At 38.5% G+C, this 23,867-nt stretch carries 20 protein-coding genes; 9 read left to right on the top strand and 11 right to left on the bottom strand.

All coding sequences use genetic code 11. The features are described 5' to 3' along the window. The first annotated feature begins 128 nt into the window (after window positions 1-128). From AC4GME_RS02055 to AC4GME_RS02040, 4 genes are all read left to right on the top strand, one after another. Window positions 129-710 (top strand): YjaG family protein, encoded by a 582-nt coding sequence (locus tag AC4GME_RS02055; protein WP_490378094.1) that lies wholly within the window; start codon window positions 129-131, stop codon window positions 708-710. A 162-nt stretch (window positions 711-872) separates the two neighbouring features. After that, entirely contained in the window at window positions 873-1,148 is a 276-nt protein-coding gene (locus AC4GME_RS02050; RefSeq protein WP_490378095.1) for an HU family DNA-binding protein, read from the top strand. 591 nt (window positions 1,149-1,739) lie between these two features. Next, on the top strand, window positions 1,740-3,401 hold the full coding sequence (hcp, locus tag AC4GME_RS02045; RefSeq protein WP_490378096.1) for a hydroxylamine reductase: 1,662 nt from the start codon (window positions 1,740-1,742) through the stop codon (window positions 3,399-3,401). Between the two features lie 75 nt (window positions 3,402-3,476). Next, window positions 3,477-4,496: an FAD-binding oxidoreductase gene (locus AC4GME_RS02040; RefSeq protein ID WP_490378097.1), complete on the top strand. Its 1,020-nt coding sequence runs from the start codon at window positions 3,477-3,479 to the stop codon at window positions 4,494-4,496. 87 nt (window positions 4,497-4,583) lie between these two features. Here the strand turns inward: AC4GME_RS02040 and purD are convergent, their stop codons facing one another. The 5 genes from purD to nudC form a co-directional block, all read right to left on the bottom strand. Beyond that, window positions 4,584-5,873 carry a phosphoribosylamine--glycine ligase gene (purD, locus tag AC4GME_RS02035; RefSeq protein WP_490378955.1) on the bottom strand — a complete coding sequence of 430 codons (1,290 nt, stop codon included), beginning with the start codon at window positions 5,871-5,873 and terminating at the stop codon, window positions 4,584-4,586. Between the two features lie 90 nt (window positions 5,874-5,963). Next, window positions 5,964-7,556, bottom strand: coding sequence for a bifunctional phosphoribosylaminoimidazolecarboxamide formyltransferase/IMP cyclohydrolase (purH, locus tag AC4GME_RS02030; RefSeq protein ID WP_490378954.1), 1,593 nt, complete (start codon window positions 7,554-7,556; stop codon window positions 5,964-5,966). 290 nt (window positions 7,557-7,846) lie between these two features. After that, a complete protein-coding gene (locus tag AC4GME_RS02025; protein WP_490378953.1) occupies window positions 7,847-10,123 on the bottom strand; it encodes a sensor domain-containing protein in 2,277 nt (758 codons plus the stop codon). A gap of 178 nt (window positions 10,124-10,301) precedes the next feature. After that, window positions 10,302-11,366 carry a uroporphyrinogen decarboxylase gene (gene hemE / locus AC4GME_RS02020; RefSeq protein ID WP_490377905.1) on the bottom strand — a complete coding sequence of 355 codons (1,065 nt, stop codon included), beginning with the start codon at window positions 11,364-11,366 and terminating at the stop codon, window positions 10,302-10,304. 108 nt (window positions 11,367-11,474) lie between these two features. Beyond that, the gene (nudC, locus tag AC4GME_RS02015; protein WP_490377906.1) at window positions 11,475-12,287 is read right to left on the bottom strand and encodes an NAD(+) diphosphatase; all 813 of its coding nucleotides are present in this window, start codon (window positions 12,285-12,287) and stop codon (window positions 11,475-11,477) included. A gap of 231 nt (window positions 12,288-12,518) precedes the next feature. Here nudC and rsd point away from each other — a divergent pair, with 231 nt between their 5' ends. Further along, the gene (rsd, locus tag AC4GME_RS02010; RefSeq protein ID WP_490377907.1) at window positions 12,519-12,992 is read left to right on the top strand and encodes a sigma D regulator; all 474 of its coding nucleotides are present in this window, start codon (window positions 12,519-12,521) and stop codon (window positions 12,990-12,992) included. 91 nt (window positions 12,993-13,083) lie between these two features. Here rsd and AC4GME_RS02005 read toward each other — a convergent pair whose 3' ends face one another. Together AC4GME_RS02005 and AC4GME_RS02000 are read right to left on the bottom strand one after the other, a co-directional pair. Next, complete coding sequence (locus AC4GME_RS02005; RefSeq protein WP_490377908.1) at window positions 13,084-13,428, bottom strand: DUF3802 family protein; 345 nt, start codon at window positions 13,426-13,428, stop codon at window positions 13,084-13,086. Window positions 13,429-13,557: 129 nt separating this feature from the next. Continuing rightward, window positions 13,558-14,892, bottom strand: coding sequence for a peptidoglycan DD-metalloendopeptidase family protein (locus tag AC4GME_RS02000; protein WP_490377909.1), 1,335 nt, complete (start codon window positions 14,890-14,892; stop codon window positions 13,558-13,560). Between the two features lie 278 nt (window positions 14,893-15,170). Here AC4GME_RS02000 and metK point away from each other — a divergent pair, with 278 nt between their 5' ends. Both metK and AC4GME_RS01990 read left to right on the top strand, forming a co-directional pair. Further along, complete coding sequence (metK, locus tag AC4GME_RS01995) at window positions 15,171-16,319, top strand: methionine adenosyltransferase (protein WP_490378952.1); 1,149 nt, start codon at window positions 15,171-15,173, stop codon at window positions 16,317-16,319. Window positions 16,320-16,337: 18 nt separating this feature from the next. Then, on the top strand, window positions 16,338-16,853 hold the full coding sequence (locus AC4GME_RS01990; protein WP_490378951.1) for a SprT family zinc-dependent metalloprotease: 516 nt from the start codon (window positions 16,338-16,340) through the stop codon (window positions 16,851-16,853). Between the two features lie 119 nt (window positions 16,854-16,972). Here AC4GME_RS01990 and AC4GME_RS01985 read toward each other — a convergent pair whose 3' ends face one another. The 4 genes from AC4GME_RS01985 to AC4GME_RS01970 form a co-directional block, all read right to left on the bottom strand. Beyond that, entirely contained in the window at window positions 16,973-17,716 is a 744-nt protein-coding gene (locus AC4GME_RS01985) for a TrmH family RNA methyltransferase (RefSeq protein ID WP_490378950.1), read from the bottom strand. A gap of 80 nt (window positions 17,717-17,796) precedes the next feature. Then, window positions 17,797-18,258: a ribosomal protein S18-alanine N-acetyltransferase gene (rimI, locus tag AC4GME_RS01980; protein ID WP_490378949.1), complete on the bottom strand. Its 462-nt coding sequence runs from the start codon at window positions 18,256-18,258 to the stop codon at window positions 17,797-17,799. Then, a complete protein-coding gene (locus AC4GME_RS01975) occupies window positions 18,245-18,637 on the bottom strand; it encodes a DNA polymerase III subunit psi (protein ID WP_490378948.1) in 393 nt (130 codons plus the stop codon). Before AC4GME_RS01975 ends, rimI begins: the two co-directional genes overlap by 14 nt. Window positions 18,638-18,985: 348 nt before the next feature. Further along, on the bottom strand, window positions 18,986-20,296 hold the full coding sequence (locus AC4GME_RS01970) for a CHASE3 domain-containing protein (RefSeq protein ID WP_490378947.1): 1,311 nt from the start codon (window positions 20,294-20,296) through the stop codon (window positions 18,986-18,988). An 819-nt stretch (window positions 20,297-21,115) separates the two neighbouring features. On the opposite strand from AC4GME_RS01970, the gene AC4GME_RS01965 reads away from it, so the two are divergent. Then, window positions 21,116-21,277, top strand: coding sequence for a hypothetical protein (locus tag AC4GME_RS01965; protein WP_490378946.1), 162 nt, complete (start codon window positions 21,116-21,118; stop codon window positions 21,275-21,277). A 654-nt stretch (window positions 21,278-21,931) separates the two neighbouring features. Continuing rightward, window positions 21,932-22,975, top strand: coding sequence for a lipid A deacylase LpxR family protein (locus AC4GME_RS01960; RefSeq protein ID WP_490378945.1), 1,044 nt, complete (start codon window positions 21,932-21,934; stop codon window positions 22,973-22,975). Window positions 22,976-23,867 lie beyond the last annotated feature (892 nt).

The following is a 23,867-nucleotide window of genomic DNA, read 5'->3' as shown; positions in this document are numbered from 1 at the left end:
CTTAAGCGGCAAAAAATTGAAAAACAGGGTATGGGTTAATTTCCAACCTTATTTAATAAAAAAAGCAGGACTTTTATTCTGCTTACTATAAGCTTCAGCCATATCTTTATTACTGTACTAGGAAATGTATGCTTTTATTACCGATTAACGACCAGTTAAAACACTTACAGTCATGGCAGCAAAGTGTTTTTTGCATGGCTCTTGCACAACATACTATTTTACATTTCCATCTTTTTTGTGAAGCGATCGAGAGTGAAGATGGGCAAACCATCGATAATATTAATCAGCTATTTTGGGAAAAAATGACTGTAAAAGGGGCCAAGATTAATTTCACTATCCAGCAAGAGCATTTCGAAGAGATAATTCCAAACTCGCGTGACTTTGATTTTTACGGCGTTTACCCAGCTATCGATCACTGCGTTATTATGAGTTGTGCTTTCAATTCATTTTTAAGTAAATCCACGGATGAAGCGCTCAATGCCAGCCAAACCGCATTTGCTACTATCGCCAGTTTTATTGAGTTACAAAGTGGCAATGAAATTGATGAAAGCGCACTACAGGATGAGCCACTTTTTCAAGAACAGTTAAAATTTCAACAATCATTATTAGAAAAATTGGACAATCAACGTAGCCCTGAGTTAATAAAAGCTATCCGTCAATTGGTTGTAGACTTTGGCGTAACTAATCTCGGTATCGCTTTAACTGACTAAATTTTCTATGATTTTGTGATTTTTAACACAGTAAAGACAATTAAAAGTAATATATCAGAATTTTACAGGTATTAGTCTTTACTTCGGCTGGCGACTTGCAATACATTCGTTATTGTCAGGTAAACGCCTATTCTAACTAACTATAACAATGGAAATACAAAGATGAACAAAACTCAACTTGTTGCTGATATTGCTGAAAAAGCGGACTTAACAAAAGTTCAGGCTAAAGCTGCTTTAGAACAAATTCTTGCTAGCGTAACAGATAGCCTGAAAGATGGTGAACCCGTACAATTAATCGGTTTTGGTACTTTTAAAGTAAGTCACCGTGCAGCACGTACAGGCCGTAATCCACAAACTGGCGAAGATATTCAAATCAAAGCAGCTAACGTTCCTGCTTTTGTAGCTGGTAAAGCACTTAAAGAATCTGTTAACAAATAATTACTATCCAAGTAATTATTACTTGGATCTGTTTTAACAGAATATTATATTGGGTGAAACTCTTGTTTCACCCTTTCTCCCTTCACACACAGCTTCCACACATCTGATTTTCTTAGTATAACTAATAATATATCCAAACCACCTCCAGGTTTATCTCAAATCATTGTTACTTTATTAACAGCTTTTCAGTTAGATCCAGCCCTTATACCATTCTAGATAAATATCTGATCTTTTATGCTGGTTAAAATCAACCATCTCTGTGTTATAAGTTTTGTAAAGGGAACAACCATTTACTGCAACTTATGCCTTGATATGATTAATTTCCCTACGCCTAAATTGACCATTTACTTACCTAGAATGGTATTAAAACAGTTCAATAGAATTCGAACGACACAAACCTAAATACAAGTAATTGTCACTACACAGCGAATAACCGCGCTATTTTCTCTATTTATTTAAAACCTATCTCAGATCAATACCAGACCAGTTTACTGTGGTATTTTCACTTTCAATTTAACATACTCATAACCTTATGTAACATATGGTTATTATTTATTGTTATTTAACTTATTTATATTAAAAAGGTTATTTATGTTTTGTATTCAATGTGAACAAACGATTCGAACACCTGCGGGTGATGGTTGCTCTTACTCTCAGGGCATGTGTGGTAAAACAGAGGAGGTTTCAGATCTGCAGGATGTGCTGATCTATGCGTTACAAGGCACCTCTTTTTATGCCGAAAAAGCACGCGAGTTTGACATTATCAATGCAGAAATCGATGCGTTTGTCCCTAAAGCCTTTTTTGCCACACTCACCAATGTTAATTTTGAAGCAGATCGTATTGTTGGTTATGCTCGTCTGGCGCAGAGCTATCGCGATCAATTAAAACAAAAATATGAAGTTGCCTGTCTACTTGCAGGTCAACAACCAGTTGAGCCAAGTGCGGCCGCTAAATTTGAGTTGGCAAACGATCATCTTGGATTATTATCTCAGGCGAGTAGCGTTGCAGTAAATAGAGGTAAAGAGCTGGTTAATGAAGATATCATGGGTCTACGTCTGCTTTGTTTATATGGCCTTAAAGGCGCAGCAGCCTATATGGAACATGCTTATATCCTCGGGCAAACAGATGAACAGGTCAGCGCAGAGTTTCACCAGATTTTTGCCTGGCTGGCGACAGATTCTGATGACCTTGCTGAGTTACTTGAAACAAGCATGGCAATTGGTACGCTCAACTATAAAATAATGGAGATGTTAGATTTAGGTGAAACAACTAAATTCGGTCACCCGCAGCCTAGTCAAGTGAATGTTAAATCAGTTGCCGGTAAGGCGATTTTAGTTTCCGGTCACGATCTTTGTGATCTTGAAATGATCCTCAAGCAGACAGAAGGCACTGGCATCAATGTTTATACTAATGGTGAAATGTTACCTGCTCATGGTTACCCTGAACTAAAAAAATACACTCACCTTGTTGCGAACTACGGCAGTGCATGGCAAAACCAGCAGAAAGAGTTTGCTTCTTTTCCTGGCCCAATTGTAATGACCTCCAACTGCCTGATTGATCCAAATGTAGGCGACTATGCAGATCGAATATTTACCCGCAGCATCGTCGGCTGGCCGGGTGTTGCTCATATTGAAGGTAATGATTTCAGCGAAGTAATCAAGTGTGCACAAGCGATGGAAGGTTTCAAATATTCAGAGATACCGCATGAGATCACCGTTGGTTTTGGTCGTAACGCTTTAATGAATGCGGCTCCTGCCGTTATTGAACAGGTGAAAGCGGGTAACATTCGTCATTTCTTTTTAGTCGGCGGTTGTGATGGTGATAAAGAAGAGCGCAGTTACTACACAGATCTTACCAAAGCCATTCCACAAGATTGCCTGATCCTGACCTTAGCGTGCGGCAAATTTAAATTTAACAAACTCAACTTTGGTGAGATCAACGGCATTCCCCGTCTGTTAGATGTTGGTCAATGCAATGACTCTTACTCTGCAATTCAATTAGCACTGGCACTGGCAGAAGAGTTCGAGTGCGGGGTAAACGATCTGCCTTTGAGCTTAGTTTTGAGCTGGTTTGAACAAAAAGCGATTGTTGTATTATTAACATTATTATCACTAGGTGTTAAAAATATTCGCGTTGGACCAAGTAAACCGGCATTTTTAACAGACAACCTGCTAAATGTGCTTAACCAACAGTTTGGTCTGACTTTAATTACTGATGTTGAGTCTGATTTAGAAACCATGTTAGCTAAATAAATTTTAATAATAACTTATCTGATTAACCCCTAGCGGATTAATCAGATACTTCAGCGAGTAATAAAAGAGATATTTATGCAAACAGAATCAAGCACATTTGAGCCTCTAGTCTGTATCAAGCGTATTGATGAAACAGCAGATAGCGCCACCTTTGAGTTTAAAAAACTAGACGATGGTCTGTTTGAATACAAAGCAGGACAATTTTTAACCTTTGAAGTAGATGTTGCTGGTGAACTTGAATACCGCGCCTATTCCTTATCATCGACTCCATCTCAACCAGAGTCTGTTGCAGTCACCATTAAACGAGTTCTGGGAGGTAAGGTATCTAATTATTTATTAGATCACCTGCAGGCAGGCATAGCGCTGCCTGCGATGGCACCTGCAGGTGTATTTACCCTACAAGATAACCCAACAACGTCTGAGCTGTTATTAATGAGTGCGGGCAGTGGCATCACCCCCTGTATGTCGATGGCACGTTGGTTATTAGATACCAAGCAAGCAGTTAATATTCACTTTATCTATAGTGCCCGTAGTGAGGATGATGTGATTATGGCTAATAGTCTGATAGCACTGAACGAGCAATATGATAACTTCCGTTTAACTCGAATTTTAGAACAGACTAACAATACAGATGATATGCAAGGCATATTAGACGCGCCACTTTTTGAGAAATTAATCCCCGATAACCGCGGCAGAACAATCTTTACCTGCGGTCCTGCGCCATATATGCAAGCTGTTGAGCTTTTAGCTGAGCAGAGTGGCTTTGATATGGATCTATTCCATAAAGAAAGTTTTGTGGCCTTGGATAATAGTAAGGAGCTTGTTGCATCCGGCGTTAGTTATCAAGCAGTAGCACCTCAATATGGCAAAAGCTTTAAGGTTGCAGAAAACCAAAGCCTGCTTGATGCCTTAGAAGCCGCTGGAGTGCCAGTAATAGGTGCTTGTCGTTCCGGTGTTTGCGGGGCTTGTAAATGTAAGGTAACAGGTGAAATTGAAACAACTAGCCAGGCGACGTTAACAGCCGAACAAATAGCACAAGGTTATGTACTAAGTTGCAGTTCCAAAGCCTATTCGGATCTGGTTGTTGAACTTTAACTATTCCCGATCAATCTGAAAACAAAAAATCCGATGATTTTTACTCATCGGATTTTTCTTAGCTAACAAACGAATAAACTATTTGCTTTACTTATTTTGCTCACGAGCAATGGCACGGTAAGCAATATCGTTACGATAGAACATACCATCCCAACTAATTTGTTTGGCTAATTGATACGCATTTTGTTGCGCTTCAGTTACTGTATTACCTAATGCCGTTGCACAAAGTACACGACCACCATTAGTTACAACTTTACCGTCAACTTCTGTTGTGCCCGCATGGAATATTTTCAAACCTTCAGTTTCAGCAGTTGGCAGACCTGAAATCTGTAAGCCTTTTTTATAATCAGCAGGGTAACCACCAGCAGCTAATACCACACCAATTGCAGCACGCTCATCGAACTCAGCAGTCATATCAGCAAGTTCGCCATTTACGCCCGCTAAACAAAGAGTCACGATATCTGACTTCATGCGTAACATGATAGGTTGCGTTTCCGGATCACCAAAACGACAGTTATATTCGATTACTTTAGGTGTACCATCTGCCATAATCATAAGGCCTGCATATAGGAAACCTGTGTAAGTATTACCTTCAGCAGCCATTCCTTTAACTGTAGGATTAATCACTAAATCCATTACACGTTGATGCATTTCAGGAGTAACCACAGGTGCAGGAGAATAAGCGCCCATACCACCAGTATTTGGACCGGTATCACCATCACCTACACGTTTATGATCTTGACTGGTTGCCATTGGCACAACATTTTCACCATCAACCATTACGATAAATGAAGCTTCTTCACCATCTAGGAACTCTTCAACAACAACACGATGTCCCGCTTCACCAAATGCATTTCCCGCAAGCATATCCTGAATAGCATCTTCAGCTTCTTGTAAGGTCATCGCAACGATCACACCTTTACCAGCAGCCAGGCCATCAGCCTTAATTACAATTGGCGCACCTTTTTCACGAACATAGGCAAGAGCCGGCTCAATTTCAGTGAAGTTTTGGTACCAAGCCGTCGGAATATCATGACGCGCTAGAAAGTCTTTAGTGAAAGCTTTAGAGCCTTCTAATTGTGCCGCACCTTTAGTTGGGCCAAAACAAGCAAGACCCGCTTCCTGGAATGCATCTACCACACCGATAACCAATGGCGCTTCAGGACCGACAATCGTTAGTTCAACGTTGTTATCTTTGGCAAAAGCCACTAATGCCTCGATATCTTCAACAGCGATATTCACATTTTTAACTTTTGCTTCAAGTGCGCTGCCGGCATTACCCGGTGCAACAAAGATATTTTTTACTTGTTCATTTTGTGCAACTTTCCATGCAAGTGCATGTTCACGACCGCCGCTACCTATAATTAAAACATTCATAAAAATTCCTTTAGACTTAATTTGTTTATTTCTTTGTTTCTTTAATAGCAAAAAAGGAGCCTTGGCTCCTTTTTATTTATTCAGTGGTGATTAGTGGCGGAAATGACGCATGCCGGTAAAGACCATTGCCATGCCGTGTTCGTCGGCAGCGGCAATAACTTCATCATCTCGCATTGAACCGCCGGGCTGGATAACGCAGCTAATACCCGCATCAGCGGCAGCATCAATACCGTCACGGAACGGGAAGAATGCATCAGATGACATAACAGAATCTTCAACCACCAGGTTTTCATCAGCAGCTTTAATACCTGCTACCTTGGCACTGTAAACACGGCTCATTTGACCTGCGCCGACACCAACAGTTGAACAGTTTTTAACATAAACAATTGCATTTGATTTAACAAATTTAGCGACTTTCCAGCTAAATAGCAGATCTTTTAATTCTGCCGCCGTTGGTTGGCGTTTAGAAACAACTTTAAGATCTTCTAAATCAACCATGCCTTGGTCGCGATCTTGTACTAATAAACCACCATTTACGCGTTTGATATCAAACTCAGATGTTTTATTTGCCCATTCGCCACACTCTAATAAACGTAAGTTTTTCTTAGCAGCAACAATTTGCGCCGCTTCTGAGCTTACTTTAGGAGCAATAATTACTTCAACAAATTGACGAGACACAATTGCTTCAGCCGTATCAGCATCAAGCTCTCGGTTGAATGCAATAATGCCGCCAAATGCAGATGTAGGATCTGTTTTATAAGCACCTTCATAAGCGTCAAGAATGTTACCGCCTAATGCAACTCCACAAGGGTTCGCATGTTTAACAATTACACAAGCCGGCTCTGCAAACTCTTTAACACACTCAAGAGCGGCATCTGTATCTGCAATGTTGTTGTAGGAAAGAGCTTTTCCTTGAAGCTGTGTTGCCGTTGCAACAGATGCTTCCTGTACATCACCTTCAACATAAAAAGCTGCTGCCTGGTGGCTGTTCTCACCGTAACGCATATCTTGCTTTTTCTCGAACTGCATATTGAATGTGCGCGGGAATTTAGACTCAGCATCACCTTCGCTGTTTTCACCGTAACTTGGTACCATAGTACCGAAGTAGTTAGCGATCATGCCGTCATATTGTGCAGTGTGCTCATAAGCGGCAATAGCCAGGTCGAAACGTGTTTTGTAAACCAAGCTACCGTCATTTTCTTTCATTTCATCAAGAATACGCGAGTAATCACTTGAGTTAACAACGATTGCGACATCTTTATGATTTTTCGCTGCAGCACGAACCATTGTCGGTCCACCGATATCGATGTTTTCAATTGCATCTTCTAAAGAACAATCTGGACGAGCGACTGTTTCTGCAAATGGATAAAGATTAACAACTACCATATCGATAGCTTCAATGCCGTTATCTGACATAATCGCTTCATCAATACCGCGACGAGCAAGAATACCGCCATGAATTTTAGGGTGTAACGTTTTCACACGTCCATCCATCATTTCAGGAAAACCAGTGTAATCAGATACTTCAGTTACTTTAATACCGTTATCAGCAAGTAACTTACAAGTACCACCGGTAGAAAGAATTTGCACGCCTTTCTCAGTCAACTCTCGGGCAAATTCCACAATACCTGTTTTATCAGAAACACTTAGCAGCGCTCGTTTAATCGGTCGGCTATTTTCCATTTTCTTCCACATTCCTCGTTAATGAATCAATAAGCAAAAACCATAATTGGTTTTTTTCACTCATAAAATACAATTTCTTTGAACTTGGGCGGGTATTCTACCCGAAAACGACGGCAATTTGAGCTGTTTTATTGAATAAAATAATATATTTACCTGCAAAGCAGTTGAACAGATTGTGCAGAAAAGGATTTTTCAGGCTGGAAGTACTGGATTACTTAGTGAAAAAAGGAATAAATTCGAGTTTATTAAAGGAGCTTTATAGAAATTACTCAGCTTGCTGTTTCTCAAGTTTAGATTAATAAATGAGCCAACTCGACACTTTCCCTTTGCTCAGACCAATTCTCAAAGTCAATATCAGAAAGCGGCTTTGAAAAGTAATATCCCTGAATGATATCAACGTCTAATGCCTGTAAGCGCGTTAACTGCTCTATTTTCTCAACACCTTCAGCAACAACAGAAAGTTTTAATGCATGTGCCATTTCAGTGATCGCAACAACCAATGCTTCATCTTGTTGATCTTTATTCAAATCAGAAATAAATGCCCGATCTATTTTTAAACAAGCAAATGGAAATTTTTTAAGATAGTTTAATGATGAGTAGCCAGTGCCAAAATCATCTAATGATAAACGAACTCCCCGTTTAACTAATTTCTGCATGGTTTCAAGCACCGATTCTTGATTACCAAGCAGCAATCCTTCGGTAATTTCAATCTCTAATGATGAGGGATTAATACCCGTAACGGTAAGGGCTTTATCAATAACATTGACAAGATCTCCGTATAAAAATTGTCTAGGGGATACATTAACGGCAAGATAAAAATCACTACCAAATCTTTTTTGCCATGTTCGCAACTGCAAACATGCCTGATTTATTATCCAGCTGCCGATACTCACAATTTCACCCGTTTGCTCTGCAACTGGGATAAACTGTTCCGGGCTGACTTGCCCTAACTGATCGTTATACCAGCGCAATAAAACCTCAGCACCAATTAATCGTTCCCCTTTATTACTTACAAATGGCTGATATGCAAGGCTCAACTCGGAATTTGTTAATGCTTTCGATAAATATTTTTCAATACGCATATTTGCATGCAATGATTCTTCAAGTTCACCAGAATAGATTTGAGTTTGTGTGGATGAGGAGGATTTTGCTACATGCAAAGCAATATCTAGTTTTTTTAATAATATGTCAGTGCTTAAGCCGTCATTTGGACTGAGTACAATACCGATATTGACCGCAAGTTTTAGCTCCACTCCTTGTAACTGCAGGGGGTGCTCAAAAAAAGAGTGCAGGCGCTTAATAAGTAGATTAAGCGATTTTATCGAGTTGATATCATTTAATATAAAAGCAAACTCATCACCGTTATAACGACACAGTAAACTAAGCTGCTCACCCATCATACTTATTCTTTGTGCTGTATATTTTAAAGCTTGATCCCCTATATCATGGCCAAGCGTATCATTAATGCGTTTGAAGTCGTATAAATCAAGCACGCAAACAGCAAGCGACTCATGCCCTTGCTCTGTAGTTAAACGTTTCTCTAACTGGTTAATAAATACGTTTCGATTTAAAAGCCCAGTTAATGAATCATACTGTAAAAAATATTCAACAGTTTCAGCCCGCCGATCCGAAGATGAGGTGGTTTTACCAATGGTAAGCACTAACCCGTCATCCATTTTGTTTGCAATTTTTATTTGTGAAAATTCAAATTCATGTGTTTCACCAAATTGATCGACAATCTCTTTCTTATGCTCTCCATGATTCCACTTTTCAAACGCACTATCTTGCAGGGCTTCGAGTGAATCACAACTCAAGAGCTTATTACGGCTATCTCTTTTCAATTCATCGATATTTATCCCCAATAAATTACACAAAAATTTATTGACCAATACAATTTCATTTTTATTATTTTTAACGAAAATAATATAGGGAATATGATCGACAATATCATTCAAAATTTGCTCTTCACCCTGCAAACAGGTAAGCATAGCTTGCTGCTCACTAATATCCTGAATGCAGCCCTGCAATTCTGCCCCTTCTTTTTTTTCATTAACAATAGTACGGATCTCCGCCCAAATAATGGAGCCGTTTTTACGGATAAGTTTGCTTCTCAGATAACGAGGCGCTTCACTTGCACTTTTAAGTTGCTCACAAATATCATCAAAGTGACGAATATCATAAAATAGCGAAGAAAAGGGGCGGGATAATAGCTCAGCTTGGTTATACCCTAAAACAGCTTCACTCATTGCAGAAATAAAAGTAACAGCACCTTTACTATTTAAATGAAAAAGTACATTACTGGAGTTTTGAATTAGTGCTTCAGTTATTTTTAACTGATGAAGGTCATCGCGCTTATTTTGTCGAACTTGACTCTGCAAAGAAAACAGCTGGAATCCCCAAAAAATAGTGCTAAACACAAATAAGAATAGCATTTCGATCTGCTTAATCTCTTTATAAGCAAAGGTATGCTCAAATAGCGATAGTGGTATATTGATATAAATAAAATAACAGCTAATCAAGATAAAAAAATATTGCAGAAGGATCGTTACAGTATGATTTTCAGACATAAACGCTCCTAACTATTTATTAAAAAAGATCGTAACTGAGCATAGTAAAAAACAGCAAATTATCAACAAATCTCCAACAAACAGTTGCCTTTAAGCTTATCTTCCCAGAAACACAAAACCATGCATTAGGCATGGTTTTGTGGGCTGGCAGATTGAACAATAAGTAGTAAAATAAAAATTATAAGTGGTATGGCGCACTTAATTCATGAACCGCATCAATAAATACTTTTGCATTTTCAGGTGGAACATCCAGATGAATGCCGTGCCCTAAATTAAATACATGACCTGTTCCTTTGCCGAAACTTTGTAAAATCGTCGCTACTTCTTCACGGATCCGCTCTGGAGATGCATATAACATAGAAGGGTCCATATTACCCTGCAGTGCAACACGAGAGCCAACACGCGCTTTCGCGCTAGCCATATCAATCGTCCAGTCAAGACCAATAGCATCACAGCCCGTATCAGCAATCGACTCCAACCACTGCCCGCCATTTTTGGTGAATAACGTTACCGGAATTTTTTTACCGTCATAGGTTCGCAGCAGCCCATCAACAATTTTAGCCATATATTGCAGCGAGAAATCTTTGTAGTCCCGAGGAGATAAAACGCCTCCCCAAGTATCAAACACCATTACAGATTGTGCACCAGCTGCAATTTGTGCATTTAAATAATCAATAACGGAATCTGCCAGCTTATCAAGCAGGGCATGTAATATTTTCGGATCCGCAAATGCCATTTTTTTAATTTTAGTGAAAGCTTTTGAACTGCCACCTTCAACCATATAGGTCGCCAATGTCCATGGACTACCGGAGAAACCAATCAGTGGCACCTCACCTTTTAACTCACGACGAATAGTACGCACCGCATTCATTACATACTGCAACTCACCTTCCGGATCGGGCATGATTAAATTATCAACATCTTTTTTACAGCTAATAGGACGTGTAAACTTAGGCCCTTCCCCCTCTGCAAAATAAAGTCCAAGCCCCATTGCATCCGGTACAGTTAAAATATCAGAAAATAAGATTGCCGCATCAAGATCAAATCGGCGCAGCGGTTGCAATGTCACCTCACAAGCAAGATCCGCATTACGACATAAAGACATAAAGTCCCCAGCCTGCGCGCGCGTTGCTTTATATTCAGGTAAATATCGACCAGCTTGACGCATCATCCATACAGGGGTTTTATCTACCTGTTGTTTTAATAATGCGCGAATATAACGATCATTTTTTAATTCAGTCATACTTCTTTTATTCCATTATAAAATTTGGCGGTTAATCTCTTCAAATATGTTGCAACTATGCTACCACTTTTAACATATTTCTTTACATCTTAATTTTTCTAACGCTAACTAACTACATTGGGTTATTAGTTTGTCGATTAGTTTTCGCGCTAATGTACCGGGATTGGGTAAAACAGGCAGGTTATCTATCTCATACCATGCCGCAGAGCAAAGCTCTTTTGGATCAATATTAATCTTCCCCGATTTATACTCAGCGGTATACCCCATCATCAAAGAGTGCGGGAATGGCCAGGGTTGACTCGTGACATATTGAATATTTTTAATCTTAATGCCCGACTCTTCATAAACTTCCCGCTCTACGCAATTTTCTAATGTTTCCCCCGCTTCCACAAACCCCGCAAGTGTTGTAAAAACAGGCCGGTTATCTTTTTTGTGACGTTGATGTAACGCCAGCAAAATCTGTTTATCTTTACGAATGCCAACAATAGTACAGGGTGAAACACGCGGATAACAGCGGTGCTGACAGTGATAGCACTTCATCGCTATTTCCCAATCAATAAAATGCATCTTTTTACCGCATTGCCCGCAATACTGGTGTGTTTGGTAAAACAGCGAAATTTGAAAAGCACGCCCTGCCATATCAAATAAAGCATCATCGACTCGTCCTAATAAAAAACGCAGACTCGAATACTCCCCTAAACCAACGTCAAGTTGTTCAGACAATTGCAGCAGATAACAGGGACTAGCTTGGTATTCACCAATTTTTATTTTATTGCTGACTAACGATACGGAAAAAGGTAAATCATCAAGGTTGCCGTAGGGAACAAAATCACCTTGTGGTTGTAATACAATTTGCCCTTTAGCCACAATAAACCACCAGGCATTTTCTTGACTGTTAATGTTCTGAACTTCTGATTTCATCTAACCTCCTTAACTAACTGGCCCTTAAAAAATAAATACATCAACGACAAATAATTTAAATATCACCCACCATCGAGATTTAAACATCTGTCGCTTTAATTGCGGGGATGGGTATTAGTTCACAGTTATACAGTAAGATTATCCTGATATTCAAATTCAAGTTGACGATAAGTCGTATTTTCTTTAGTTTTGACTTAAAGCAAAATTGAAGTCTACTTAAAAGGAAGTGATATGCTAACCAAATTAGAACAAGCAAAAGAAGAATGGGGTGGCACGCTTTTAGTTATTGATAACTGGTTAGAAGAGCGCCAAGAGTTAGTGGTTTTATATTGTGAACTAGCAGGTTTACCACCTTACCAACAAGAAACTCGCAGCTTACCAGCTCAAAAGAAAATCACTAAATTCTGCCAAATTTTGCTCGACTATGCTTCTACAGGGCATTTTGAAGTTTACGAACAGATTATTTTACAATGTAAGTTAGATGGCGAAAACAACTTAAAAATTGCGCAAGAGCTCTATTCTCGTATCACCACAACCACAGATACTGCGCTCAACTTTAATGATAAATATGCAGAATCAGCAAGCGATAAAGCACTGCTTGATTTTGATCGCGACTTATCTGAATTAGGTCAAATTATGGAAGGTCGTTTTGAACGAGAAGATCAACTACTTGAGGTTGTACACCTACACCACACACTGGCGTAACAAATACAAAAAACAATAAAAAACCAATACAACAGAAGCTGTATTGGTTTTTTTGTATCTATTACCCGAACTACTTGAGTAGTGATAAAAACTAATAAATTGCAGGGACTTGAGAATCTAAACTGTTTTTAAGCAATAAGAAGTACTCTTTTATAAAGTCAATTTGCGAGCTAGTTGCCGGTTTATCCCATAATCGGCCTAATATCTGCTCGATATCATCAACTAATTTATCACCTTCAGCGATAACAGTCAGTCGGGTTTCATGACTTAACTGCGGTTGTTGCTGGCAAAAACATAACAACATATCAGCAACTTGATCGGAAACGATATCCGAAATCAAATCTCCCTGTTCAGATCCGTTTTGCCCTTCAAAAAGATCTAAATTATCAGCAAAATAACCGATGCAAGCATCATATGCATCACTTTTTAACAACATATAACTATCCTAATTAACTTAAAAGGTACTCAAAACACTTGATAATAATATAGCTATCTTTACACAATTAACAATACGTTAGTTATTGTAATTATGTGAAAATTTTCTCTGTTATTTGTTATTTGTTATTTAAATTGACTCTTGCCCCATCTCTTTCAAGAAAAGATCACGTCGTTTATCAAATACTTTTTTCTGTTTTTTAGGCACCTCTTTAGAAAGAGGCAAACTCACTTTCATCGCATTTACAGGGCGATTGTAAACATGGAACTCATAATGCAGGTGCGGTCCAGTAGAGCGCCCCGTATTACCTGTTTTGCCAATTAAGTGTCCCATCTTAATGCGCTGCCCTTTACGAACATAAATTTTGCTTAGATGTAAAAAACGTGTGGTGTATTTTCGCCCATGTTTAATAACAATATAGTTGCCCGCAGCAGGGTGATAACCTGCACGAACAACAAGACCATCACCAACAGAATAGACTTTTGTCCCCGTAGGTGTAGCAAAATCAGTACCATTATGCGGGCGAATTTTTTTAGTTACCGGATGTAATCTCCTAGGATTAAAACGGGAGCTGATACGGTATTTTCGATTAAGTGGAGAGCGTCGGTAAGCTTTATTTAAACCCAGACCATCTTGAGCATAATAACGTCCATCTTCATGCAGAAATGCCGTATAGTTTTGTCGACGTGTTTTAATCAAGACAGCTAACACTTCACTATCAAAACTGTATTGACCATCAATATACTGCTTAGAAACTAAAGCGTGGAAGGTATCCCCGGGCCGAAGTTGACGATTAAAATCAAACTTCTCATGCAGAGCACCTGAAATCTGTTGAATCTGCCCTGCTGATAGACCAGATTGTTTGGCATTAATATAAAAACTGCCAGTAATACTGCCTTGAAATAAGCTATTACGCCACTCACCTTTTTTGGTTTCTAATAAAGAAACATATTCACCATCTTTTAGGGTGAAAGTTAAGGTGTTGGCAAGGTCGATAACCACTTTTAAAGCGAGTAATTTATTTTCAGGGTTAATTAATAGCTTAACTTGTTGTTCTGGTAGCAAATTACCTAAACGAAGATATTGTTTATCCACTTCTAACAGCTCTTGCAATAACGCCGCTGACAAGCCTTCTTTTTGAAAAATACCGCTTAATGTATCGCCCGCTTTAATTTCAATCTGCACTTCCCGGTTTCCAGAAAAATCAGGAAATACTTTTCCATATTCCTCTTTAACTGCAGAAATAGGCTCTGCCATTGCATAATCATCAGGCGTAACGACAGCTGCAGGGAGCACTAATTGGCGTTTAATTGTTTTTTTGCTTAACTCTTGACTGGGGATAAATGAGATCACCAGTAAAAAAACAAATAAAAGAATTAATGCAAAAAAGTGTTTGCGGGGAAGATTATTAATAAATGAAACAAACGTTTTTAACAACGTCTTTAAACGAATCAGCAATAACATAATAAAACTCAATACAATAATCAGAAGAGCGGTTGATGAAACCAGAGATTTAAAGCGGCTCAAGTATATCTTAAATTTTTAACTTGTTTTATAAAAAGTAATACACTTATTTATTAAAAATATACGGCTCTTTATCTATGCGAATTTACAACAAATAATTCCTAAACTCTTTTACAAGTAAATAATAGGGTGTTTTCCATCACAAAAAAATGTAAGATAGACGTCTAGATGTAAAAACATCTAAATAAATTTAAGCTAATATTATTTCAGGAGCTCACATGTCACGTGACTTATTTACTTCAGAGTCAGTATCTGAAGGTCATCCAGATAAAATCGCCGATCAAATCTCTGATGCGGTGCTTGATGCAATTTTAAAACAAGATAAAAAAGCACGTGTTGCTTGTGAGACTTATGTAAAAACCGGCATGGTAATGGTTGGTGGTGAAATCACTACTGATGCATGGGTTGATATCGAAGAGATCACTCGTGAAACAGTGCGCAATATCGGTTACACCAGTTCAGAGATGGGCTTTGATGCCGACTCGTGTGCTGTATTGAATACCATTGGTAAACAGTCTCCTGATATTAATCAAGGTGTTGACCGAAGCGATCCACACGCACAAGGTGCTGGTGATCAAGGTTTAATGTTTGGTTATGCAACCAATGAAACAGATGTTTTCATGCCTGCGCCAATTACTTACGCACATCGCCTGGTAAAACGTCAAGCTGATATGCGTAAAAAGAAAATCCTGCCTTGGTTACGCCCTGATGCAAAAAGCCAAGTAACTTTTGCATACGATCAAGGTAAAATTGTTGGTATTGATGCAGTTGTACTTTCAACGCAACATTCTGAAGATATTAAACAAGATGATTTAATTGAAGCGGTAATGGAAGAGATTATCAAACCGGTATTACCAGCAGAATTACTGACAGAACGCACTAAATACTTCGTTAACCCGACAGGCCGTTTTGTTATCGGCGGTCCAATGGGCGATTGTGGTTTAACTGGCCGTAAAATCATTGTTGATACATACGGCGGTACAGCACGTCACGGTGGTGGTGCCTTCTCTGGTAAAGATCCTTCAAAAGTTGACCGTAGTGCAGCCTATGCAGCCCGTTACGTAGCAAAAAACATTGTAGCAGCCGGCCTTGCAGATCGTTGTGAGATCCAAGTATCTTACGCAATCGGTGTGGCAGAGCCTACATCAATCGGTGTTGAAACATTCGGCACGGAAAAAGTGCAAAAGGATTTAATCGTTCAATTAATACGTGAACATTTCGATCTGCGCCCTTACGGTTTAATCGAAATGTTAGATCTGATCCAGCCTATTTACCAATCAACAGCAGCTTACGGTCACTTTGGTCGTGAAGAGTTCCCTTGGGAAGCGCTGGATAAAGTTGAAGAGCTAAAAGCGGCTGCGTTTTAGTTTTACTTACAACTGAGCATGCTTAATAGCGAAGATAAAAAAGCACTCCAAGTCAAAGGTGAAGATTGTTTCATTTTGGCCGAGTGCTTTTTTGATCGTGCTTTTAAACGTCCCGATTACCTTTTTAATCAACGTGGTAAAAGTGCAGGCACAGCTCATCTGCAGCGCAATATCATCAAGTTTAATGCCACACTCTTTAAGCAAAACCGAGATGAATTCCTAAATCAAGTTGTAGCACATGAAGTAGCACATTTAATCGTTTTTCAGCAATATGGCAAGGTTCGCCCGCACGGTAAAGAGTGGCAACATGTTATGCACAATGTCTTTAACTGCCCGGCAAACACGACTCACTCACTAGATATCAGTGATGTGATAGGCAGACAGTTTAGCTATCAATGTTTATGCACGACACATCAACTAACGATACGTCGCCATAATAAGGTATTAAAGGGAGCTAAATACTTGTGTAAGGGCTGTAGAGGTGTGTTAAAGGAAAGTTCCCACGCAGCAGAGGGAACGAAAGCTAAATTGTAATTAACGCTTAAAATTATCTAAAATAATACCCGTCGCCATCGCTACATTTAATGATTCAGCCTGACCTGAATTTAACGGGGGATGGGGATTTTATCTCTAAGCGATATAAAAGCGGCTACTCAACGCTTAAAATTATCTAAAATAATACCCGTCGCCATCGCTACATTTAATGATTCAGCCTGACCAAAGCTAGGAATGGTAATTTTATCGGTAATGAATTTCGCCACATCATTAGAAATACCATGTGATTCACTGCCCATTACGATAAATGCACTATTACTAAGCTTAGTTTTATGAATGTCTTCACCCTCTAAAAACGCGCCATAAATTGGTTTTGTCTGCTGGCTTAAATATTCCGTTAAATTCGTATGGCTAATCTGCACACGCGCAAACGAGCCCATAGTCGCAGCAATCACTTTCGGATTATAAAAATCGGCACAATCCGGACTACAGACAATCTGCTCAATACCATACCAGTCAGCAACACGAATAATTGTGCCTAAGTTTCCCGGATCACCCACTTGATCTAACACTAAGATCAGCTCATTACCGCGAATAGATGGTAGTTCAGTCGTTTTACATTCAACCACGGCCAGCACACTGTTATTAGAAACCAAAGTCCCTGCTTTTTTTAATTCTTCTTCTGTAGCTTCAACAGTAATACCCACCAGTCCTTTGCTCGCAAGCACTGCACTGTTTTTATTAATATAAGCGGATGTTGCAAAGAGTTGCTTTACTATAAAACCGGAATTGAACAGCTCAGCAACATTCTTTTCACCCTGCACTAAAAACAGACCATGTTTTTTTCGCTGTTTTTTCTGCTCAAGGGCATGAATAAGTTTTAACTGATTTTTAGATATCATCTTTTAATTCCAACTGTAATATATTTTTTAAACGGCTTACTGATAAGCCGTTTTATGCAAGTTCAAGAAGCAAGCGCGAGTTATAGATAACAACACATAATAATCGCATCTTCACGGCCCTTTTCACACGGATAATAAGCCCGACGTCTGTCTACCTCAACAAACCCCAATTTATTGTACAGCGCCAATGCGGCACGATTAGAAGCACGCACCTCTAACCAGATTTCCTGCTCGCTATTACTCAGTGAAAACTCTTTTAAAAACTGCAGCAGATGTCGCCCTAACCCTTCACCCTGTTTTTCTGGTGAAATAGCGATATTCATCAAGGTCACTTCACCAGCAACTGAGCTAGCGACAAAGTAACCTATCACTTGATCGTTTTCTAATAACACATGATTAAAATAACGCTTGCCAAAGTTACTTAAAAAAAGTTTTTTTGACCATGGATGGCTATGACACTGCGACTCAAGCTGATAAACGCTTTCAATATCAGCAAGCCCCATAGGTAATATTTGTAGTGATTTATGATTAGTTAAAGGCACAAAACTGCTCCCATAAAGCTTTTTTCTCTTTAGGGTTATTTTCAAGTTGAGATAAAGGTGGAGAGGTTAATAACTTATGACCAAACGGCTGATTAATTGGTCCAATCGTTGACCAGATATATTCAGGTAACGGACCTTGCAGATCTTCAAATTCAGCCATTGAACAATTATAAACATCATCAACTGCAAACTTAAACGCCTTTAAAATCTTACTCATTAACGGATTAGAAAATTCAGCTTCAGAGCTTAATACCAGTAATGAGTAACGGCTTAAATCGACAGCTTCTTTTTCGCGGAAATTACCAAATAAACCGGGTTTACGGACTTGCCAACGGGTGATCCCCATCTCTTGTAAATAAACAGCTTGTTGATGTTTCATAGCAAGTCCAATGAAAAAGTGATAGCAAAATCCAATTAGGCAAATATAACACTGAATGAATGTGAATCGAAGTGCTGCGGGAGATTAAGATAAAAAGGAAAGTGCAGTTATGAAGATACTCGACATCCCAATATGCCTATTTTCCATTCGCTGAAAGATCTTGCATTACGTTAGATTAAGATTGAAGCTAATTATCTAGGATTGTTTGTAGTTGTTTAGATGTGGATCTACACAGGATATTTCGCCTTTAATCCGACAAGCTTAAAGGCGACTATTTTTCACAATATAAATTCCAAGCTAAGCCGCCAGCTCCGCACAGCGACTTCTAAATTACAATTATTTTCACAGCTAAGTATCACTAAAGCGTTTCAACATGCCTCTGTCAAAAAATTTATAGTTAGTATCTTTATCGCGCTTAGCCTCATACATTGCAACATCTGAAAATTTAATAATTTCTTCGCTACTTTTTGTGTCATCAGGGGAAATAGCAATACCGATACTAAGCGATATTTCTATCGCTTGCCCTTGAATCATAATCACAGGTGCGAATGCATTTAAGATATTGACGGCAATATTTTGAATGTCTGAAACCGCTTTTACATCTTTTATCAGGATAACAAACTCATCCCCCCCTACACGGAACAGAGTATCATCACCACGTACAGAGCTTTTAAGACGAGTAGCCGTCTCTATCAGTATTAGATCACCGGCATCATGTCCTAAAGTGTCATTCAGTTGCTTAAACTTATTCAAATCTAAGAAGAAAACAGCACATTTACTGTCCAGCTCTTTTAAGTTATTAATAGAGTTTTGAATTTCATCATACATATTTGTCCGATTCTTTAACCCTGTAAGCTCATCATGGTGAGCTTTATAAGTTAACAGCTTGGTTCTTTCATATATTTTTTTATGCATATTAAAAAATATAGAAAGCAAATATCCCATTTCATCATTTGCCGTAACAGCTTTAATATCGAGCTTTTTGCCACTTTCCATTTTGTGTATATTTGAAACTAAAAACTCTAGCGGGGTAAATAAATTTCTATTTAAAAATAGGATGGTTATAAATGCCAATAAAAGAAAAAAGATTATCTCAACGATTATAAAAGTCGTTATCTGGGCACTATGTTCTCTGAAGTGACTATTTCTTTGTTCCAACAAAACGGCTTCTGTATGATTAAAGTCACTTAAGAGGCTTCTTATATCATCCATATGTTTTTTGCCCTTGTTCTGCATTACTAGCGCAAGAGCCTCACTGTCATCACCATTATTTTTCTGTACTAATTCAATAGTGACAGCTAATTCCGTAAATTTAAATTCCATAGACCTTTTGATTAAATCCAAACGTCTTTGCTGTATCTGATTATCTGCAGTCAACGCTTTTAATACTTTGAAATACTTTTTCGCGTCAAGCACACCTGTATAATAAGGTTTTAAATAAGCGTTTGTTTTTGTAAGTAAAAACCCCCTCTGCCCTGTTTCTGCATCCTTTATGCTACTTAATAGTTTTTCTGTATTATTTATGACTTGATGGGTATGCAGTATCCATTGCACCTTTTCCTTTTGATGAGATTCCAATTGAAAAGTGAAAACTGCATTGCCAATCCCGGCTACAAATAGCAAAGAGATCAATAGCATTAACTTAAAACGTATACTCATCTGCATTTTTCCTTGCTATATAAAGTTCAAAGCTAAAACGCTTGCCCGGACTTCACCATCCAATTGGTGTTCCTTTATCGAGATATCATGCACTATATATTCCTAATTGAATATCGGATTGTATTCTTACCAATACAGATGCGCAGCCTACCTAATAATAATGATTTTAACAAAATTGGGATTGTTAAACAGCAAGCCAGTTCATATTGCGGGTAAAGACTTAATCTTGCTACACGCCAAAGCAGTTCAATAGATCATAATCAGTAATACATCTGTATTGCATTATTAAGGTTTGAGTTAATGGTCTGAGCCCCGCAACTAAAAGGGGCAGCAGTAACAGCTTAAACTGACTGTTTGCTTTATTTGTTGCTTATTTGAATTTATAGCTGGAATATTGCCTGATCGCTTTCGTCTCTAACGCACCTTCGCAAGCGATATTAATTTGAAAAATTAAAAATACACAGGTAAGACGTAATCTCATTACGTTTTTTAAAGAACTAAACATCAAATAAAAGCGGCATCATATATTGGTCAATATTTATAAAAAGCAAGCGGCCAGCACATTTTTAATAATAATTTCATTGTTCCCATGTTATTTCCCACAACTTTCCATTAACATACAACCAACAAGTAAGCGCTTTCTTTCTCTACAGGTAAATGCCAGATCTATGCTTTCCTGCTGCAATTAGTTCGCAATTAAGCAACCAATGAGCTGTTGATTAGCGAGGCGAAAAATAAATACGAGTGTAAAAGCAACAGAGTCGCTCAGATTTTATTTAACAAACCAATAATTTAACTATTTAATAACAAGAGGTTAGAATGGACCACAGTAAAAATAAAGTTTTTTCTATGTACGATACAGCCAATGAAACTTGGAATATTATGGACATGGATAAGCAGTGCCTCTTTTTTGGAACAATTGATGGGCTGGAAGAATGGTTAGATAACAATAAAGATAGCTATCAAGAACAACCACATTAGGCGCTAAAACATCTATTCGTGGGCCGGCAACTTTATTGTCAACCCACAACATTTTCCTTTAAACGTAAGTTGTCAATTCACTATATGAAGGTAAAATAAATTTTTTTAAGGTTGGCGGCAAAAATAATTTGGCCTTTACCGTTTAAGCTGAAAGGTTCCTTGGTTATGATGGTAACTTTCATCCGCTTTTCTAAAAAAAGGGGGTGGCATAATTATTTCTAAAATGTCATCGCCAATAAATCATAAGCAATTTATCCAACCTATTAAACAGCCCCCAGCTTCACAATCAGCCCAGGTAATTTCCCATAAAGACCGTAATACCAATCCGCAAAACTAATTGATCTGTTTTAATATTCGGAAGTACGGCTTAAAGCGCGCAATATGACTGGCGCGACTGAAGAACCAGGGTTCGCAGAGCTTACCCGCTCATAAACCTGAACTGGCATTCAATTCGCCAAACTTCTGAAAATAGAACACAATATTAAGTGGATTGGTATAAGAAAGCCTGAATAGCTAATCCCTTTCCTGTAAATTTCAAATTAAGATCAAGTTTTTATTGGCTAGCAAAAAGCAAGACCCCGTCATTCTTTTCATCTGCAATATTATGATAATCTTATCTATTATTCCCCTTCATTCAGTAGCATTAGATTAAATATGTATAATCAACTTAATTTTCGCCAAATCACACTGCACTTAATGATTTCATCGGCCCTTTTGTTTGCTAGTAACTGCATGGCAAATGACGATTCTCCACCTTTACATTGGTATCAATTTTCTTTTGAAAATGATGCAATGGGTGTCACTAATACAAGTGACGATGGTTACAGTAATGGCATCTCTTATTCGTGGGGGCGTTCTCCCTACGACAGTTTTACTGCTATTGATATGCCTGATTGGCTCCATTTTATCAGTGATTGGACGTTTATTGATCAAGGAGATAATAATCAGTATTCAATTGAGTTTGGTATCTCACAAGCGATTTACACCCCAGACAAAATTGAAGAGTCTGAACTCATTGAGGATGACCGCCCTTACGCAGGCACTTTGTTATGGCACACTAAAATTCGTAATTTTGCAAATAACCGAGCTAATAGTTTAGGTTTGACTTTAGGTGTGGCAGGTCCAGCATCACTGGCAGAGCAGAGCCAAACAGTGATTCACGAGTTAATCGGCGCAACGCCCCCTGAAGGTTGGGATAACCAGATAAATAACGAGTTAGTTTTTCGCATAGATGCAGAACATATTGAACGTTTTTACGTGTCTCAGTTTACCGACACCATTAGCTTTGATAGTAGCTCATATAGTGAAGCTGGTGTCGGTAATTTACGCAGTGATATCGGAACGGGGTTAACATTTCGAGTAGGTAATCTATTAGAGCAAACTTACGCTGCTATTACTCCAGTCAGTAGTCGAACTTCCACCCCATTAACAAACACAATAAAAAACCAATTCTATTGGCAATTATTTGCTTCCGTATACGCCAGTTACGTATTTAACGATATTTCACTAAACGGTAATACATTTTCTGACAGCCATTCTGTAGACATGAAACATGAACAAGCTTTGGCCAGTGTGGGATTCTCTGTAATGTACAATAACTGGACTTTTGTTTTCTCAACGCATCGCGGTAATGAACAATTTGAAGACCAAAAAAATATCAGTAAATATGGCTCACTGACGATTGGTTACCATAATTAATAGTTAGTTTTCGGTAAATTGGCGCTCAATGAAAGCATTAACAACCATATATGCTCACTCCTTTTTTCAGGAAGAGTCGGAGGACGAATAGACTACTGAGTTTCGATATTTGTACTCGCAACTGCAAAATATTTGGATTGAAGGTGGATGGCAGTTAAAAATCACAAAGCTTTTCACAGAAGTTAGAGCAGAAATTACCTTGTGCCTGATAAAATACCTCTATAAACACACTATTTCCCCGGATAGAAAGTTTAAACCTAAAATGTTATGCCATCATTTGTTTTATATTACTAACTTTTTCACAGAGCTATCATTAAATATATATCAACCCATATCATCTTCTTCTTTTTTCTTCTCTTCTAACATATCAACAAACACAGTTCGTAAGCCACTTTCGGTTATATAGCCATCGTAACCTTGAATAATGCTGACTGGTGCTAAAGACTATTGAACAAGGCAATAAAATAAAATGCCTTCACTATCTGAAAGACCGTGGATACCTGAATAATGTTGTGGAGCGATTTATCCTGTAACTTGAGCGAAGTGCTTTCTGGCAGATTCGATATCAAGTTCATACCCTTCATGGATTAGTTTGTTATTTGTTGAATTGCTTAGGATTACGTTGCGCACAGATTCTGCACGTAAAATACCGGATATGGACAGGAAGTGTGTATTTGTAACGCGTAAAACCGGGGAATAACGGGCTGATATTTGCAGGTGTATTGACGCTAAGCTTTTGCCTATTTTAAATAGCTTAGCCTAGAAACAACAAAGCCCCGACTGATTGATGATTAGGACTTCACTGGCATGATGAAGAATAAATTATTGCCTAGCAGAAACGAAAAAACCCCCACCCTTCTTTCGAAGGATGGGGGTTTATCGTTATTAGGCG

Source organism: Psychromonas sp., assembly GCF_983033635.1.
Note: the sequence above shows the minus strand (reverse complement) of the source record. Positions and strands in the feature narration are given on the sequence as shown.